General features: G+C 72.9%; 13 protein-coding genes. 8 read left to right on the forward strand and 5 right to left on the reverse strand.

The window, feature by feature from the left end; translation table 11 throughout:
- Window positions 1-51: 51 nt before the first annotated feature.
- Together pip and SCATT_RS26720 are read right to left on the reverse strand one after the other, a co-directional pair.
- A complete protein-coding gene (gene pip / locus SCATT_RS26715) occupies window positions 52-1,008 on the reverse strand; it encodes a prolyl aminopeptidase (protein ID WP_014146345.1) in 957 nt (318 codons plus the stop codon).
- 96 nt (window positions 1,009-1,104) lie between these two features.
- Window positions 1,105-1,869 (reverse strand): SDR family NAD(P)-dependent oxidoreductase, encoded by a 765-nt coding sequence (locus SCATT_RS26720; protein WP_014146346.1) that lies wholly within the window; start codon window positions 1,867-1,869, stop codon window positions 1,105-1,107.
- Between the two features lie 148 nt (window positions 1,870-2,017).
- On the opposite strand from SCATT_RS26720, the gene SCATT_RS26725 reads away from it, so the two are divergent.
- From SCATT_RS26725 to SCATT_RS26740, 4 genes are all read left to right on the forward strand, one after another.
- Window positions 2,018-2,656: a TetR family transcriptional regulator gene (locus SCATT_RS26725; protein WP_014146347.1), complete on the forward strand. Its 639-nt coding sequence runs from the start codon at window positions 2,018-2,020 to the stop codon at window positions 2,654-2,656.
- A gap of 213 nt (window positions 2,657-2,869) precedes the next feature.
- Window positions 2,870-3,403 carry a DUF6542 domain-containing protein gene (locus SCATT_RS26730; RefSeq protein ID WP_014628750.1) on the forward strand — a complete coding sequence of 178 codons (534 nt, stop codon included), beginning with the start codon at window positions 2,870-2,872 and terminating at the stop codon, window positions 3,401-3,403.
- A gap of 57 nt (window positions 3,404-3,460) precedes the next feature.
- Entirely contained in the window at window positions 3,461-5,035 is a 1,575-nt protein-coding gene (locus SCATT_RS26735; RefSeq protein ID WP_014146349.1) for an LCP family protein, read from the forward strand.
- A gap of 400 nt (window positions 5,036-5,435) precedes the next feature.
- On the forward strand, window positions 5,436-6,374 hold the full coding sequence (locus SCATT_RS26740; RefSeq protein ID WP_014146351.1) for a putative RNA methyltransferase: 939 nt from the start codon (window positions 5,436-5,438) through the stop codon (window positions 6,372-6,374).
- Window positions 6,375-6,390: 16 nt separating this feature from the next.
- On the opposite strand, the gene SCATT_RS26745 is transcribed toward SCATT_RS26740, so the two are convergent.
- A complete protein-coding gene (locus SCATT_RS26745) occupies window positions 6,391-7,239 on the reverse strand; it encodes an alpha/beta fold hydrolase (RefSeq protein WP_014146352.1) in 849 nt (282 codons plus the stop codon).
- 146 nt (window positions 7,240-7,385) lie between these two features.
- On the opposite strand from SCATT_RS26745, the gene SCATT_RS26750 reads away from it, so the two are divergent.
- The 3 genes from SCATT_RS26750 (at window position 7,386) to SCATT_RS26760 (ending at window position 9,688) form a co-directional block, all read left to right on the forward strand.
- The gene (locus SCATT_RS26750; protein WP_014146353.1) at window positions 7,386-7,955 is read left to right on the forward strand and encodes a TetR/AcrR family transcriptional regulator; all 570 of its coding nucleotides are present in this window, start codon (window positions 7,386-7,388) and stop codon (window positions 7,953-7,955) included.
- 123 nt (window positions 7,956-8,078) lie between these two features.
- Window positions 8,079-9,050, forward strand: coding sequence for a GlxA family transcriptional regulator (locus SCATT_RS26755; protein WP_014146354.1), 972 nt, complete (start codon window positions 8,079-8,081; stop codon window positions 9,048-9,050).
- On the forward strand, window positions 9,047-9,688 hold the full coding sequence (locus tag SCATT_RS26760) for a DJ-1/PfpI family protein (RefSeq protein ID WP_014146355.1): 642 nt from the start codon (window positions 9,047-9,049) through the stop codon (window positions 9,686-9,688). Before SCATT_RS26755 ends, SCATT_RS26760 begins: the two co-directional genes overlap by 4 nt.
- Window positions 9,689-9,763: 75 nt before the next feature.
- Here the strand turns inward: SCATT_RS26760 and SCATT_RS26765 are convergent, their stop codons facing one another.
- A complete protein-coding gene (locus tag SCATT_RS26765; protein ID WP_014628752.1) occupies window positions 9,764-11,734 on the reverse strand; it encodes an APC family permease in 1,971 nt (656 codons plus the stop codon).
- Window positions 11,735-12,789: 1,055 nt separating this feature from the next.
- On the reverse strand, window positions 12,790-13,779 hold the full coding sequence (locus SCATT_RS26770; protein ID WP_014628754.1) for a GlxA family transcriptional regulator: 990 nt from the start codon (window positions 13,777-13,779) through the stop codon (window positions 12,790-12,792).
- A gap of 130 nt (window positions 13,780-13,909) precedes the next feature.
- Between SCATT_RS26770 and SCATT_RS26775 the strand changes: the two genes are divergently transcribed.
- Complete coding sequence (locus tag SCATT_RS26775) at window positions 13,910-14,848, forward strand: alpha/beta hydrolase (protein WP_014146359.1); 939 nt, start codon at window positions 13,910-13,912, stop codon at window positions 14,846-14,848.
- Window positions 14,849-14,904 lie beyond the last annotated feature (56 nt).

Below are 14,904 nucleotides of genomic sequence, written 5' to 3' on the forward strand. Positions count from 1 at the left end.
GGTAGGCGTCGGGCAAAGGTGTGTCAACGCGTGTTGGCACCGGCTCCCGGGTCAGCCGCGCGCGGCGTACCGGTCCGCCGCGGCCACCAGCAGGTCGGTCACCCCGGAGGCACCGGAGTCGTGTCCCGCGTCGTCGACCAGGCGCAGCTCGCTGCCGGGCCAGGCGGCGGTCAGCAGCCAGGGGGTGCCCAGCAGGTTGCCGAGGTCGAGGCCGCCCTGGACGACCGTGCCCGGGATCCCGGCCAGATCGGCCGCCCGGCTCAGCACGATCCCGTCCTCGCCGAACCAATGGCCGTTGGCCCAGTAGTGGGTCACCAGCCGCGCGAAGCCGAGCCGGAACCGCGGGTCGAGGTAGCGGGGGAGGGGCTGCGGCTGTGCGGGGACCATCGCCGACTCCCAGGCGCACCAGTCCCGGGCGGCTTTCTCCCGCACGTCCGGATCCGGGTCGGCCAGCAGCCGGGCGTACGCGGCGGCCAGGTCGCCGTCGCGCTCGGCCGGCGGGACCCCGTCCCGGAACGCGGCCCACGCCCGCGGGAAGAACGCGCCCGCCCCGCGCACCAGCAGATCCACCTCGGCCTGCCGCCCGGTGGCCAGCGCGGTGAGGAGCAGCTCCGTGACCCGCTCCGGGAACCGCTGCGCGTAACGCAACGCCAGCGCCGACCCCCACGACACCCCCCACACCAGCCACCGCTCGATCCCCAACAGCCGCCGCAGCGCCTCCAGATCGCCCATCAGGTGATCGGCGGTGTTGTCGCGCAGCGCCGCCGTCGTCTCCCCGGCGTGCGGGGTGCTGCGCCCGCAGCCGCGCTGGTCCATCAGTACGATCCGGTACACCGCCGGATCGAAGTAGCGCCGGTGCGCGGGCGTGCACCCGGAGCCCGGTCCGCCGTGCAGCACGACCGCGGGCCGTCCCGCCGGGTTGCCGCACACCTCCCAGTACACGTGGTGGCCGTCGCCGGTGTCGAGCATGCCGTGCTCGTACGGTTCGATCTCCGGATGGAGCCCCATGGCCGGTCGTCCCCTCCTGCCGTGTCCGGCGTGCCGCCGTGTGCGGCACGCCGGGTCGCGGGGGCGGAGACTACCGGCCGGGCGGTGGGGCTGGGGTCACATGTGGGTGCCGCCGTCGATGCGGATCTCGGTGCCGGTGATGAACGCGCCGTCCTCGGAGGCGAGCATGGCGATCACCCCGGCGACCGTCTCCGGCCCGGCGAACCCGGCGCCGATCGCCGGCGAGAGCTTGGCCAGGAGGCTGTGGTCGGTGTCGGCGGGGAGCCCCGGGTTGTGCGTCATACCGCTGGAGATGCTGCCGGGCGCCACGCACACCGCGCGCAGCCCCTGCTTGGCGTACTCCTGCGCTATCGCGTGCGTGAAGGACTGGATGCCGCCCTTGGTGGCCGCGTACGCCGCCATGTAGGGGTGGGCGAAGGAGGCCGACGTGGAGCTGAAGTTGACGATCACCCCACCGCCGCCGGCCAGCAGCGCGGGCAGCGCCTCCCGGGTCATCAGGAAGGTGCCGGTCAGGTTGACCGCCAGCACCGTGTTCCAGAAGTCCAGCGTCATCTCGTGGGTGTGCGCCGAGCGCAGGATGCCGGCCGCGTTGACCAGGACGTCCAGACCGCCGAGGTCCTCGACCGCGGCGGCCGTGCCGGCCCGGACGGCCGCCTCGTCGGCGATGTCGAGGACGGTGGTGGTCAGCCGCTCGGCGGTGCCGTCCGCGGTGGCGCGGTCGGCGGTGGCCGCCAGCCCCGAGGTGTTGACGTCCGCCGCGACGACCCGGCCGCCCTCGGCCAGGATCCGGTGGACGGTGGCCTGGCCGATGCCCGATCCGGCACCGGTGATCAGAACCTTGCGTCCGAGGAAGCGCTGCATGGTGGGACTCCGTTTCCGCTGGGGGTGAGGGGCGCGGACGCGGTGGTCCGCCACCTATGGCACGTTACGCCTCAATGGCACGTCGTGCCACTCTGCCTCGGGACGGCACCCCTAAGCTGGCCCCGTCGACAGTCAGGAGTTCCGCGCCATGACCCCAGTGCCGCCCGCGGGCGCCCAGCTCTCGCTCACCGAGCGCCGCCGGGCCGAGACGCAGATGGAGATCGCGCGCGCCGCCGCCGTCCTCTTCGCCGAGCAGGGCGCCGACGCGACCACGGCCGAGGACATCGCCCGCGCCTCCGGGGTCGCGCTGCGCACCTTCTACCGCTACTTCCGCACCAAGGAGGAGGCGGTGGCCCCGCTGCTGGCCACCGGCGGCCGGCGGTGGGTGGAGTCGCTGGCCCGCACCGCCCGGGAGCTGCCGATCGCCGAAGCGCTCGAACAGGCCGCCGTCGAGGCGCTGACCGTCCGCGACGAGCAGGCCCGCGAGGCGCTGGAGACCAGTCGCCGGCTGCTCACCGACCCCGGGCTGGCCGGCGTGTGGCAGCGCGTCCACCACGACTGCGAACGGGAGTTGGCCGCGCTGCTGACCGGGCGCGACGCCCCCGGCGCGGTCGCCGACCCGCTGCGGATACGCCTGCTCGCCGCCGCTGCCGCCACCGCCATCCGGGTCGCCCTGGAGAGCTGGGCCGCCACCGACGCACCCCCGGCGGGCCCCGGCTCACCGGCCGAACTCGTCGTCCGCTGCATGCGTGAGCTGACGGCCGGGGTGGCCGGGGCGACGGGCTGAGAGCGGTCCTCGGAGCCCTCTCGCCGACGGCGCCCGGCGCGCTCGAGCCGTCCTTTCCCGGCGTGCTCCGCCGGCATCTTTGATTGCTATATTGCGCAACTATGCAACCTGGTCCGGGTGGCGAACGTCTATCCGGACAGGGGGGAAACAACCGCCGACGGCACGTCGCCGCGGCGGGCCAGGGACGCGGCCGACAGTGGATGAGGGATGCGGATGACGGGCCAACGGGCCGACGCCACCGGCGAGGAGACCGAGTGGTGGCCGAAGGAGGCCGCACCCGCCGGTGTCACCGTGGGGGTGCCCGAACCCAGGGAGTCGGACCGCCCGGCACGGCCGTCGGCGCCCGCCGCCCGGCAAGGCGCCCGGACCCGTACCGCGCGCACGGCACCGCTCGTCCTGGCCCTGCCGCCGGCCGGAGCCGTGGCCGACCTGGTCCTCGGCCACCGGATCGGCTGGGGACTGGCCGGCGCCATGGCGCTGGCCGCGCTGCTCGCGGCCGTCGCGGCCCGGCGCCCGGCCACCTGGGTCCTGCTCGCCGCACCACCCCTGGTGGCGGCCGTCCTCACGGCGGTCGCCGAAGTGGCCGGCGGTGCCACCCCGCTGCACACCGGTGTCCGGCTGACGACCGCGGCGGTGCGCTGGGGGGTGGACGCCTTCCCGGCGATGGCGCTGGCCGAGATGGTCGTGGCCGCCGTCCTGGTGGCACGCGGGATCGGCCGTGCCGCGCGGCGCGGACGGCACCGATGAGCGATCCGGTGGACGGCACCGGGCGGTACGACGGGAACGAGGGGCGAGGGGCGACAGGTGACGCGTAACACCACGGACGACGGCCGGACGGAACGGGCCCGGTCCACCAGGACCGGCCGCAAGGGCGGGACCCGGCCCCGTTCCTCCCCGCTCGCGGTCACCGCCCGCGCCGCGGTCTGCGTGGCCTCCGCCGCCGTCCTCGTCGCCAGCGCCGTCTCCTGGACCGCGTACCACTGGGTGACCAGCGGCCTCAACACCTCCGACGCGCTCGACGCGATCGGCAAGGGCGCCCCGAGGCACCTGGACAACTCGGTGAACCTGCTGCTCATCGGGCTCGACTCGCGCAAGGACATGGACGGCAACGACCTGCCCAGGGAGTTCGTGCAGAGCCAACTGCACGCCGGGTCCAGCGAGATCGGCTACTACAACACCAACACCCTGATCCTGATGCACATCCCGGCCGGCGGCGGACGGGTCACCGCCTTCTCCATCCCCCGCGACGACTACGTCGAGACGCTCGACGGCGACGGCACCTCGCAGGGCGAACACAAGATCAAGGAGGCGTACGCCAACGCCTACACGGTCCGCCACGACAAGCTCTCCGCCCAGGGCGTCACCGGCCCCGACCTGGAACACCGCAGCCGGGAAGCGGGCCGGGAAGCCACCCTGGCCACCGTGCAGCACCTGCTCGGTGTGCCGATCGACCACTTCGCCGAGGTCAACCTGCTCGGCTTCTACGACATCGCCAAGGTGCTCCAACCCATCCGGGTGTGCCTCAAGCACGCGGTGCACGACACCTACTCCGGCGCCGACTTCCCGGCCGGGCCGCAGGACCTCGACCCCAGGCAGGCGCTGGCCTTCGTACGGCAGCGCCACGGCCTCGACGGCGGCGACCTGGACCGCACCCGCCGACAGCAGGCGTTCCTCTCCTCGGTGACCCAGAAGCTGAAGACCGAGGGCGTCTTCGGCGACCTCGGCAAGCTCCAGGGGCTCTTCGGGGTGGTCCAGAAGGACCTGGTGATCGACCACGGCTTCGACGTGCTCGACTTCGCCCAGCAGGCCACCAACCTCACCGGCGGCAACGTGGAGTTCCACACCCTGCCCATCACCGGCTTCGCGATGCGCAAGGGCGAGGACGTCAACCTGGTCGACCCGGCACGGATCAGGGAGATCGTGCAGGCCATGATCGGCCACGACCCGGCCGGCGCCGCGACCCCCGGAACCCCGGCGGCGTCCACCCCGGCCCAGCCCCCCGCCCCGGCCACCGTCGACGTGGCCAACGGCTCCTCCCGCACCGGCGCCGCCGCCGCGGAACTGAAGGCCCTCGGCGCGCTCGGCTACACCCCCGGCACCTACTCCAACGCGCCCGCGCAGAGCGCGACCACGGTCACCTACGGAACCGGCGCGGCAACCGCGGCCGGGCAGATCGCCGGCCGGCTGCACACCGCCGCGGCCCGCCCCGACCCCGCCGTTCCGGCCGGCCACGTACGCGTCGTGCTCGGCGCCGACTTCACCCCGCGGTCCACCACCCCGCCAACCACCCGACCCCCGGCCGCCCCGCCGACCACCGTCCCACCGAGCGCCTTCTCCGGCGACGCGGTACGGATGGGCGGCATCCCCTGCGTCGACTGACGCCACATCGCCGTCCGGCGAAACGATGCCTCACCCCACGCGCCCGCCCGACTCCCTTGCCGCCACCGCGCGTTGCGCCGAGTCGGCGGGCCGCGGCGGGCCTTGGGCCGGCCGGCACCGGCGAGATCGGCCCGGCCGGGAGACAGGCGGGCTGCCGGTGCTTGCGGGTTCCGAAGTCGGCCCGCACGTCGTCGAGTTGACCGCACGCCTGAGTCCGGTGGTCACCGCCGGATCCGTCCTCACCGCGACCGAACGGACCGTGCCCGCCGTGCCGTTGGTGCTCACCCTCGCCGCCTCTGGGCAAGCAGCGTGTTCCCGGATCGCTGCCTGGTGCACGTAGGGTGGCAGCGACCCCACCGCCCCCGTACCGCATTCGTACGCGCCTGCCGAGGAAGAACCGATGCCGCGATCCCGTACCGAGCCGCAGACCACCCCCGCCGGGGACGGCACGGGGAGCGTGGGGCCGACGGGTGATGTGCCGGGGCCGCCGCCGGCGTTCAGCCCCGCGCTGCTCGACGTGCTGTGGTGTCCGCTGTGCCACGGCGGCCTCGGGCCGGCCGGACGCTCGTTGCGCTGCGCCGGGCGCCACACCTTCGACATCGCGCGCCAGGGGTACGTCAGTCTGCTCACCGGCAAGCAGGCGCCGAGTGCGGACACCGCGGGGATGGTCGAGGCCCGCGCCGGGTTCCTCGCCGCCGGCCACTACACGCGGGCTGCCCGGTGGCTGGCCGGCGCGGTGGCCCCGCTGTGCCCGGCGGACGGTGTCGTCCTCGACGCCGGCACCGGCACCGGTCACTACCTCGCGGCCGTGCTGGACGCCGTCCCGGGCGCCGTGGGCCTTGGCGTCGACGCCTCCAAGTACGCGGTACGCCGCGCCGCCCGGGCCCATCCGCGTGCCGCGGCGGCCGTCGCCGACGTGTGGCAGCCGTTGCCGGTGCGCACCGGCTCGGTCGATCTGCTGCTCAACGTGTTCGCCCCGCGTCACCCCGCCGAGTTCCGCCGCGTGCTGCGCCCCGGCGGCGTGCTGGCCGTCGTCACCCCGACGCCCCGTCACCTCGCCGAGGCGCGCGAGGCGATGGGGTTGCTGGAGGTCGACCCGGCCAAGGAGGCACGGCTGGAGCGGGCGTTCTCGTCCGCCTTCCGACCCGACGGGCCGCACACCGCCGCCGAGTGCGAATACCCGGTGAGCCTGAGCGCGGCGCAGCTGGAACAACTCGTCCTGATGGGACCGACGGCCCACCACCGCTCGCCCGAGGAGGTACGGGACCGGGTCGCCCGGATGCGTACGCCGCTGACGGTGACGGTGTCGTTCCGGCTGTCGGTGCACCGGCCCCGTTGAGGAAGCCTGCGCGCGGTCAGGGCGCGTCGGCGGTGGCGGCGCGTGCGCCGGTGAACTCGGCGATGTGCCGGGCGAGTCGGACGGGCTGGTCCTCCGGGATCAGCATGTAGCTGTCGGGGATCTCGACGAGCCGGCCGCGCGGCAGCAGTTCCGCCAGCCTGCGGCCGTGCTCCCGGGGGTTCATCCGGTCCTCCGGGGCCCACACGACCAGGGCGGGGCGGTCGAACGACGGCAGGGCCTCGGCGGTCCGCAGCATGACGTCCGGGGTGACCGCGGCCATGAACGCACCCAGATCACGCCGGATCGCCGGATCCCGCAACGGCCGGACCCAGCCGTCGAAGACCTCGTCGGGCACCGGGCGTTTGGACATCCACCCGAAGGTGAACGGCAGCCGGCGGAACGCGCGGATCCGCAGCAGCCAGGACATCATCAGCAGACCACCCGGAAGCCTGCCGCTCAACTCCGCCACCTTGCCGGGCAGTCCCGGCGGATAGTTGTCGAACGCCTCCTGCGCTGTCAGCACCAACCGCCCGATGTGCCGCGGGTGGTACGCGGCGACCATCTGCGCCAGCCCGATGTCGTTGCCGACCAGCGTGACGTCCTCGGCCCCGAGCCGTTCGACGAACTCCGCGAGCAACTCCGCCACCCGGTGCGGAGACAGCCCGCAGTCCGGACGCATCGGCAGCCGGTGCGCACCCAACGGCAACGTCGGCACCACGCACCGGTGATCGCCGCGCAGCTCCGCGACCACCTTGCGCCACACCGTCCCGTTCATCACCAGCCCGTGGACCAGCACGACCACCGGACCACCGCCGCCGGTGTCCTCGTACTCGACCGTTCCCCCGGACAACCGCATCTCAGGCATGGCGCCTCACGCTCCTGGATCCACTCGCCGTTCCAACGGATTTACAGGCTGGACCGGAATTGATAGATCGCTCTACTGAGAGAGTAGCTATCATGGGAGAGGGGCGCAACGGACCACGACGACGGGATCGGACGGAGACAGGCCACGTGGGTGACACCAAGGAGCGGATCGTCAGCGCCGGTGCGACGCTCTTCCGCCGCCAGGGCTACACCGGCACCGGGGTCAAGCAGATCGTCGCCGAGGCCAAGGCGCCCTTCGGCTCCCTCTACCACTTCTTCCCCGGTGGCAAGGAACAACTGGGCGAGGAGGTCGTCCGCTGGTCGGGCGCGCTGTACGGGCGCCTGGTGGACGCCGTCTTCGACCCGGCGCCCGACGTGGTCACCGCGCTGGAGAACGCCTTCGCCGGCGCCGCCGAGACCCTCGTCGACACCGACTACGCCGACGCCTGCCCGATCGCCACCATCGCCCTGGAGGTGGCAAGCAGCAACGAGACGCTGCGGCAGGCCACCGCCGACGTCTTCGAAAGCTGGATCGCCGCGATCGCCGACCGCCTGGCCGCCGCCGGCATCCCCGCCGACCGCGCCCGCGACCTCGCCGTCGCCACCCTGTCCGCGCTGGAAGGCGCCTTCATCCTGTGCCGGGCCACCCGAAGCACCACCCCGCTCGCCCAGGCCGGCGCGATGGTGGTGGACGCGGTACGGAGGGCGTTGCCGTAGTCACGGTGCTGCCGTGACGGACAGGGGCGCCTGCGTCGAATCCCCGCTCTCCCGCCCGGACTTGGCGCGAAGCGTGGGACACGTGTCGTTGACGCCCTCCGGCGCCGGCTCCAGGGTGGAGGGGTGGAGCAGCGCCGCATCGTCTTCGTGATCTTCGAGGGCTTCCAGTCCCTCGACCTCTTCGGCCCGTACGAGGTGTTCCAGCACGCCCACAAGCTGGCCGGCGGGTACTCCTGCCGGATCACGGCACCACGGCCGGGCACGGTCCGGTCCGGCAGCGGCCTTTCGGTCCACGTCCCCCACGGCGTGGCCGACGTGGACCCCACGGGGATCGACACCGTGGTGGTGGCGGGCGGCGTCGGGGTCGACCAGGCCCGGCAGGACCCCGCGCTGACCCGCTGGATCGCCGACGCCGGGGCCGGCGCCCGCCGGATCACCTCCGTGTGCAGCGGGGTGTTCCTGCTCGCCGCCGCCGGTCTCCTCCAAGGACGCAGGGTGACCACCCACTGGGCGCGTGAACAGCAGCTCGTCCAGGACCACCCCGAACTGGTCGTCGACTGCGATCCGATCTTCCTCCGGGACGGGCCGGTGTGGACGTCGGCCGGTGTGACGGCCGGGATGGACCTCGCACTCGCCCTGGTCGAGGACGACTTGGGCCGGGAGGTCGCCCACACCGTCGCGCAGGAGATGGTGCTGTTTCTGCGCCGCCCCGGAAGCCAGTCGCAGTTCAGCGTGGCGTTGTGGTCCACGCAGCCGGCCACCGACCCCATCCGTGCCGTGGTCGCGGCCATCCACGCCGACCCCGGCGCCGGCCACGGCATCCCCGACCTCGCCTCCCGCGCCGGACTGAGCCCCCGTCACCTCCAGCGCAGGTTCACCGCCGAACTCGGCATCCCGCCCGCCACCTACGTCGAGCGGGTACGCGTCGAGGCCGCCAAGCGCGCGCTCGCCGACAGCGACCACCCCATGGACACCATCGCACGCCGGTACGGCTTCGGCACCGCCGAGACGCTGCGCCGCGCGTTCCACCGGCACGTCGGCGTCGCGCCCTCCGACTACCGCGAACGATTCCGATCCACCAGGGAGCACATATGACCACCTACGGACTGCTGGTCTTCGACGGAGCGGAGGAACTGGACTTCGCCGGGCCGTGGGAGGTGTTCACCGCCTCCGCCATGCTGCGCGACCACGCCGACACCGCGCTGCTCGTCGCCGAACACCCCGGCGCCGTCCGCTGCAACAAGGGCATGCGGGTCCTGCCGGACCACACCCTGGACGACCACCCTCCGCTGGACGTCCTGCTGGTTCCGGGGGGCAACGGAACCCGCCGTGAAGTGTCCAACCCCGTCGTCCTCGACTGGATCCGCACCACCGCCGCCACCGCCGCCTGGACCACCAGCGTGTGCACCGGGGCCCTGCTGCTCCACGAGGCGGGTCCGGCCCGCGGCCACCGGGTCGCGACCCACCATCTCTTCGAGGACACCCTGCGGGCCAGGGGCGACATCACCGTGGTCCGCGACGCCCGCTACGTCGTCGACGGCAACCTGGTCACCAGCCAGGGCGTCTCGGCCGGGATCGACATGGCCCTGTGGCTCGTCGGCCACCTCCACGGCCGCGACCACGCCCGCGCCGTCCGCCGGTACATCCAGTACGACCCCGCCCCGCCCTACCTCGCCGACGAACCCCTGGTGACGGTACGGGAGACCGGGGAGGCCGCCACGGCGGCGCCCTGAGGGCCGTGGCCCGGCACCGGCGGCGGACGGATGCCTTCCCGCCGCCACCGGTGCCTCCCCGTGTCGTGCCGCCGTTCAGCCCACGTGGACCCGCGGACGCCGGCCGCGGTCCGGCTCCGCCTCCCGCAGCACCTCACGGGTGACCGGAGCCACCTCACCCTGCCCGAACAGGAAGAACCGCAGGAACTGCGCGAACGGGTTCCCCTCCGTCCACTCGAAGTAGATGTGGGGCCGCTGTCCCGTCATGTCCCGCACGTGCAGCAGCAACGCGCCCAGCGCGTTCGGGATGCTGGAACTCTCCACCGACAACACCCGGTAACGGCCGTGCAGCACCTCGCCCCGCACCCGCAACTCCGCCTCGAAGTCCGACGGGTCCCGCACGGTCACCTCGACGAAGACCAGGTCGTCCTCGGCCGGTATGTCGTTGTCGGCGCGGATCTGCCGCAACTTGTCGCGGTACTCGGCGAAATCACGGCGATCCGGCTCGTTGGCGATGAACCGGATCGTCCGGTGCGCGCAGTCCCGCACGAACCGCTCCGCCATGTCGTCCAGCACCACGCTGGTCACCCGCAGTTCGAACGACCGGGCCAGCCGCGACGCCAGCGACACCAGGATGATCGCCGCGATGAAGCACGCGCCGATCTTCACACCGTCCGGCCGCTCCACCACGTTCACCGCCGTGGTGTACAGGAAGACCACCGCGATGACCCCGAACGCGATCGTCCACCCACGCTGCCGGGCCCGCCGCGCCGCGATCGTCACCGCGATCGCCGCAGAGGTGATCAACACCAGCACACCGGTCGCGTAGGCGCCGCCCTGCGCGTCCACGTCCGCGTTGAACAGCCACGTCACCAGGAACGCGACCGCCGTCAGCACCAGCACCATCGGGCGCACCGCCCGCGCCCAGTGCGGCGCCATCCCGTACCGGGGCAGATAGCGCGGCATGAGGTTGAGCAGCCCCGCCATGGCCGACGCGCCCGCGAACCACAGGATCAGGATCGTCGAAGCGTCGTACACACTCCCGAACCCGGACCCCAGATACTGGTGGGCCAGATACGCCAGCGCACGCCCGTTGGCCTGACCACCGGGCTTGAACTCCTTCGCCGGGATCAGCAGCGTCGTGATCACGCTACTGGTGACCAGGAAGACGGACATGATCAGCGCGGCGGTGGTGAGCAGCTTCTTGGTGCCGCGGATCCGCCCGACCGGACGCTCCTCGGTGTCACCCGGCTCGCCCTCGATGTGCGGCATGACCGCCACACCGGTCTCGAACCCCGACAGGCCCAGCGCCAGCTTCGGGAAGACCACCAGCGCCACGCCCACCATCACCAGCGGGTTGCCGTGCTGCACGGTGAGCGCGTGCGTCCAGTCGTTGAACAGACGCGGCGCCTGGAACACATGCCACAACCCCGTGACCACGACGACCGCGTTGAGGACCAGATAGGCCGCCACCAGCACCAACGCCAGCCCTATGGCCTCACTGAACCCCTTCAGGAAGACCGCGCCGAGCAACGCCACCAGCACCAGCGTGATCAGCACCTGATGACCATGGAGCGCGCCGGTCAGATGCGGGTTCTCCACCAGGTGGGCCGTCGCGTCCGCCGCCGACAGCGTGATCGTGATCAGGAAGTCGGTCGCCGCGAACCCCAGCAGGACCAGCACGAACAGCTTGCCCTGCCAGAACGACAGCAACCGCTCCAGCATGGCGATCGAGCCCTCGCCCCGCGGGCTCTCCTCGGCCACCCGCCGGTACACCGGCAGCGCCCCGATCAGGGTCACCACCACCAGCACCACCGTCGCCACCGGCGAGAGCAGCCCGGCCGCCAGCGCGGCGATGCCCGGCTGATACCCCAGCGTCGAGAAGTAGTCCAGACCGGTCAGGCACATGACCTTCCACCAGCGCTGCCCCCGATGCGCGGGGGCCTGCGCGTGTGGTCCTGGATGCTGCTTGGCCATGTCGGCCAGGCCATCCAGCAGCCACGCGCGTAGGCGATGTCGTGCCGTGTCCGCGGAACCCGAATCCGCAGAGGCGGAGGTGGCCACCATTCACTCCCGTCATACCGCAATCGAACTTGCCGTCGACGAGACGGCCAGGTCAGAGTATGCGACCCGATCGCTCCCTACACCCTGCCTCCGTCCTGTGTTCGACGTGCCGTCCCCGCCCGGCCCGCGGTGCCCCCGGCGGCGGCTCACCTCCCCCTCGCACCCCCACGGCACCGGACGAACGCCTTCCACCCGCGCCTACCCGCCCGACCGGCCGGTTTCACCACCCCGGACACCCCACCCGCCTACCCGGCCCGCGCCGGAACCACCCCTCCGCCTTCCCCCGACCCCATCCCCTTTCTTTGTCCTCTCTTTGTCACCGCTTTGGGCGCCGCTTCCGCGAGCCTCGCGGGGCGGCCTTGCGTTGCGGGTCGCCGACGGAGCGACGTCCGCCCCGTCGACGCCTTTGTCCGCTGCGGCCCGCCAGGCTGTGGACGGAGCCGGCCCCGGGGCCATGCCGTGACCGACGCCGTCCCGGAGGCGGAGGAGCGCCGATGGCGCCGGGGCCCGCGGCGGCTTGGACGCGGGCGACGGACTTCCCGATCTGGCCTGCGGGACAGGCGGAGTTGACACCGTCGCGTGGATGTGGCGCCAGGGATGGCGGGTGCCGTCGTCGGGTGTCCGCTGCGGGACCACCGGGGGGCCGTGGGTGCGGCGCTCTTGGACGCGGTGCGGGAAGACGCCGGGCAGCCGGGCCCCGGAGTCGGCGTCGCATCTCGCCCAGCCCCCTCCGTCGGGGGTGGTCCCGACCGCGACGGTCGCGCCCTCCGGGGAGGACACCAGCGCCCGCCCCGGGAACCGGGGCGTGGGCTTGACCAGCCGGTTGGCGAGCCGGTGCCGTGGGCGACGCAGTGGCTGACCAATTCCCGCAACTGTGCGAAGTGCCGTCGTTGGAGCAGAGGTTGGCGCGTCTCCGATGCTTCCGGGCGGACGTCGACGGTTGCGGCCCGCCGGCGGCTGCTGTGCGAGTTTTGCGACGGGCCACCGTCCGGACTCGTCGAGACGCCTCGCCCACGCGCTGTCGCATGCCGCGCAGCCCGGCTCGTACGGCCCCGGACCTACCGCGTATGCGCGGTGGGGGAGGACCGGAACGCCCTGCGGTAGGCGGAGGGGGTGGTGTCCAGGGTGTCGCGCATGTGTTGCCGTAGGTTCGTCCCGCTGCCCAGGCCGGCCCTGGCGGCGATGTCGTCCACGGGCAGTTCGGTCGATTCCAGCAGGTGGCGTGCGTGCTTCAGGCGGGCGGAGGTGAGCCAGGCGGCGGGGGAGAGCCCGGTCTCCTGCCGGAACCGCCTGGTGAAGGTCCGCACGCTCATGTGGCACTGCGCCGCGAGGTCCTTGAGGGAGAGCCGCCGGTCCAGGTGCTCCGTCATCAGTGCTCGCGCCCCGGCCGTCGAGGTCCCCGCGTCCTCCCGGACCGGGTGCTCGATGTACTGAGCCTGGCCGCCGTCCCGCATCGGCGCGACGACGTTGTACCGGGCCACGCGGTTCGCCACGGAACTGCCATGATCCTCCCGGACCAGGTGCAGGCACAGATCGATGGCCGCCGCACCGCCCGCCGAGGTCAGGATCCCGCGATCGGCGACGTACAACGGGTTGGTGTCGAGGTCGACCGTGGGGAAGAGCCGTCTGAACTGCTGGGCATAACGCCAGTGGGTCGCGGCCCGGCCGCCGTCCAGCAGACCGGCCGCCGCGAGGACGAACGAGCCGGTGCACAAGGACACCAGCCGGGCGCGCTGCCGGGCCGCACGCAACGCCTCCGCGACACCGGCGTCCACCGCTCCCTTCTCCACCACGTCCGGGCAGCGGGTCCCCGCGACGATCACGGTGTCGGCGTGCTCCAGCAGGGACAGGTCGCCCTGGGGCGTGACGCCGTACCCGTTCACCGTCGGCACCGGCGAGCCGTCCGGGGACAGGGTGCGCACCTCGTAGGCCGCCTGTCCCGCCCGGGTCTCGACCCCGGTCAGCATCTGGGCCGGGATGCTGAGGTCGAAGGCCACCACCGGCGCGAGGGCGAGAACGGCCACATGATGAGGTGTCGCAACGGTCATGGCCCAATAGTTGCAGATGGTGGCCCCATGGCCACTTCTGCGCCGCTGGAGATCGGCAGAGACTGAGGTCAGTTCCGCACACCAGCACCGGGCACGACCCGGTCCGCACCCGGAAGGTGGCCATCCAGCCATGCCCGTCCCCGCAGTCGACCCCGAGATCCAGACCCTGCTGGAGACCGCCGACACCGGCATCTTCCCCGTCTACGGCCTCGACGCGGTCCTTGCCGACCCCCAGCGCTACGCACTCCTGCGCGCCCGCCCCGACACCCCCGCCGACGACCAGGTCACGGTGCGGGACCTGCACATCCCCGGCCCCGCCGGAGACCTGCGGCTGCGCGTCTACCGGCCCGACACCACCGAAGCCCTGCCGATGATCCTCTACATCCACGGCGGCGCCTTCACCTACGGATCTCCCGAGGCCGAGGAGGGACGCTCCCTGCGCTACGCCCGCGACGCCCGGGCCGTCGTCGTCTCCGTCGACTACCGCCTCGCCCCCGAACACCCCTACCCCGCCGCGGCCGACGACGCCTACGCCGCCCTGCTCTGGATCGCCGCCAACCCGGCCGAACTCGGCGGCGACCGGGCACGCATCGCCGTGGCCGGCGGCAGCGCCGGCGGCAATATCGCCGCCTCCACCGTGCTGCGCGCCCGCGACCAGGCAGGCCCGCACATCCTCTTCCAGCTGCTGACCTACCCGGGCGTGGACGGCAGCCTGACCTCCGCCTCGGTGCGCGAGTTCACCGACACCCCCGTCCTCAACCGGGGCGCGATGGAACTGGCCTGGCAGTACTACGCCAAGGACACCCACCCCGACCCCTACGCCTCCCCGATCCGCACCACCGACCTGGGCGCACTGCCGCCCACCTACATCGCCGTGGCGGAGATCGACCCGCTGCGCGACGAGGGCCGCGACTACGCCGCACGCCTGTCCGCCGCCGGTGTCACCACCGAACTCGTCCAAGTACCCGGCGCCGTCCACGGCTTCGACCTCCTCTTCCCCTCCGCCCGCATCAGCGAACGCAGCCTGGCCGACCAAGTACGCGCCCTACACGACGCCCTCCACTCCTGACATCCCCGCACCCGCGACGTCGCCTCAACGCACCCGGCCACTCCCCTCACTCACCG

This window comes from Streptantibioticus cattleyicolor NRRL 8057 = DSM 46488, from assembly GCF_000240165.1.
Lineage (GTDB): Bacteria > Actinomycetota > Actinomycetes > Streptomycetales > Streptomycetaceae > Streptantibioticus > Streptantibioticus cattleyicolor.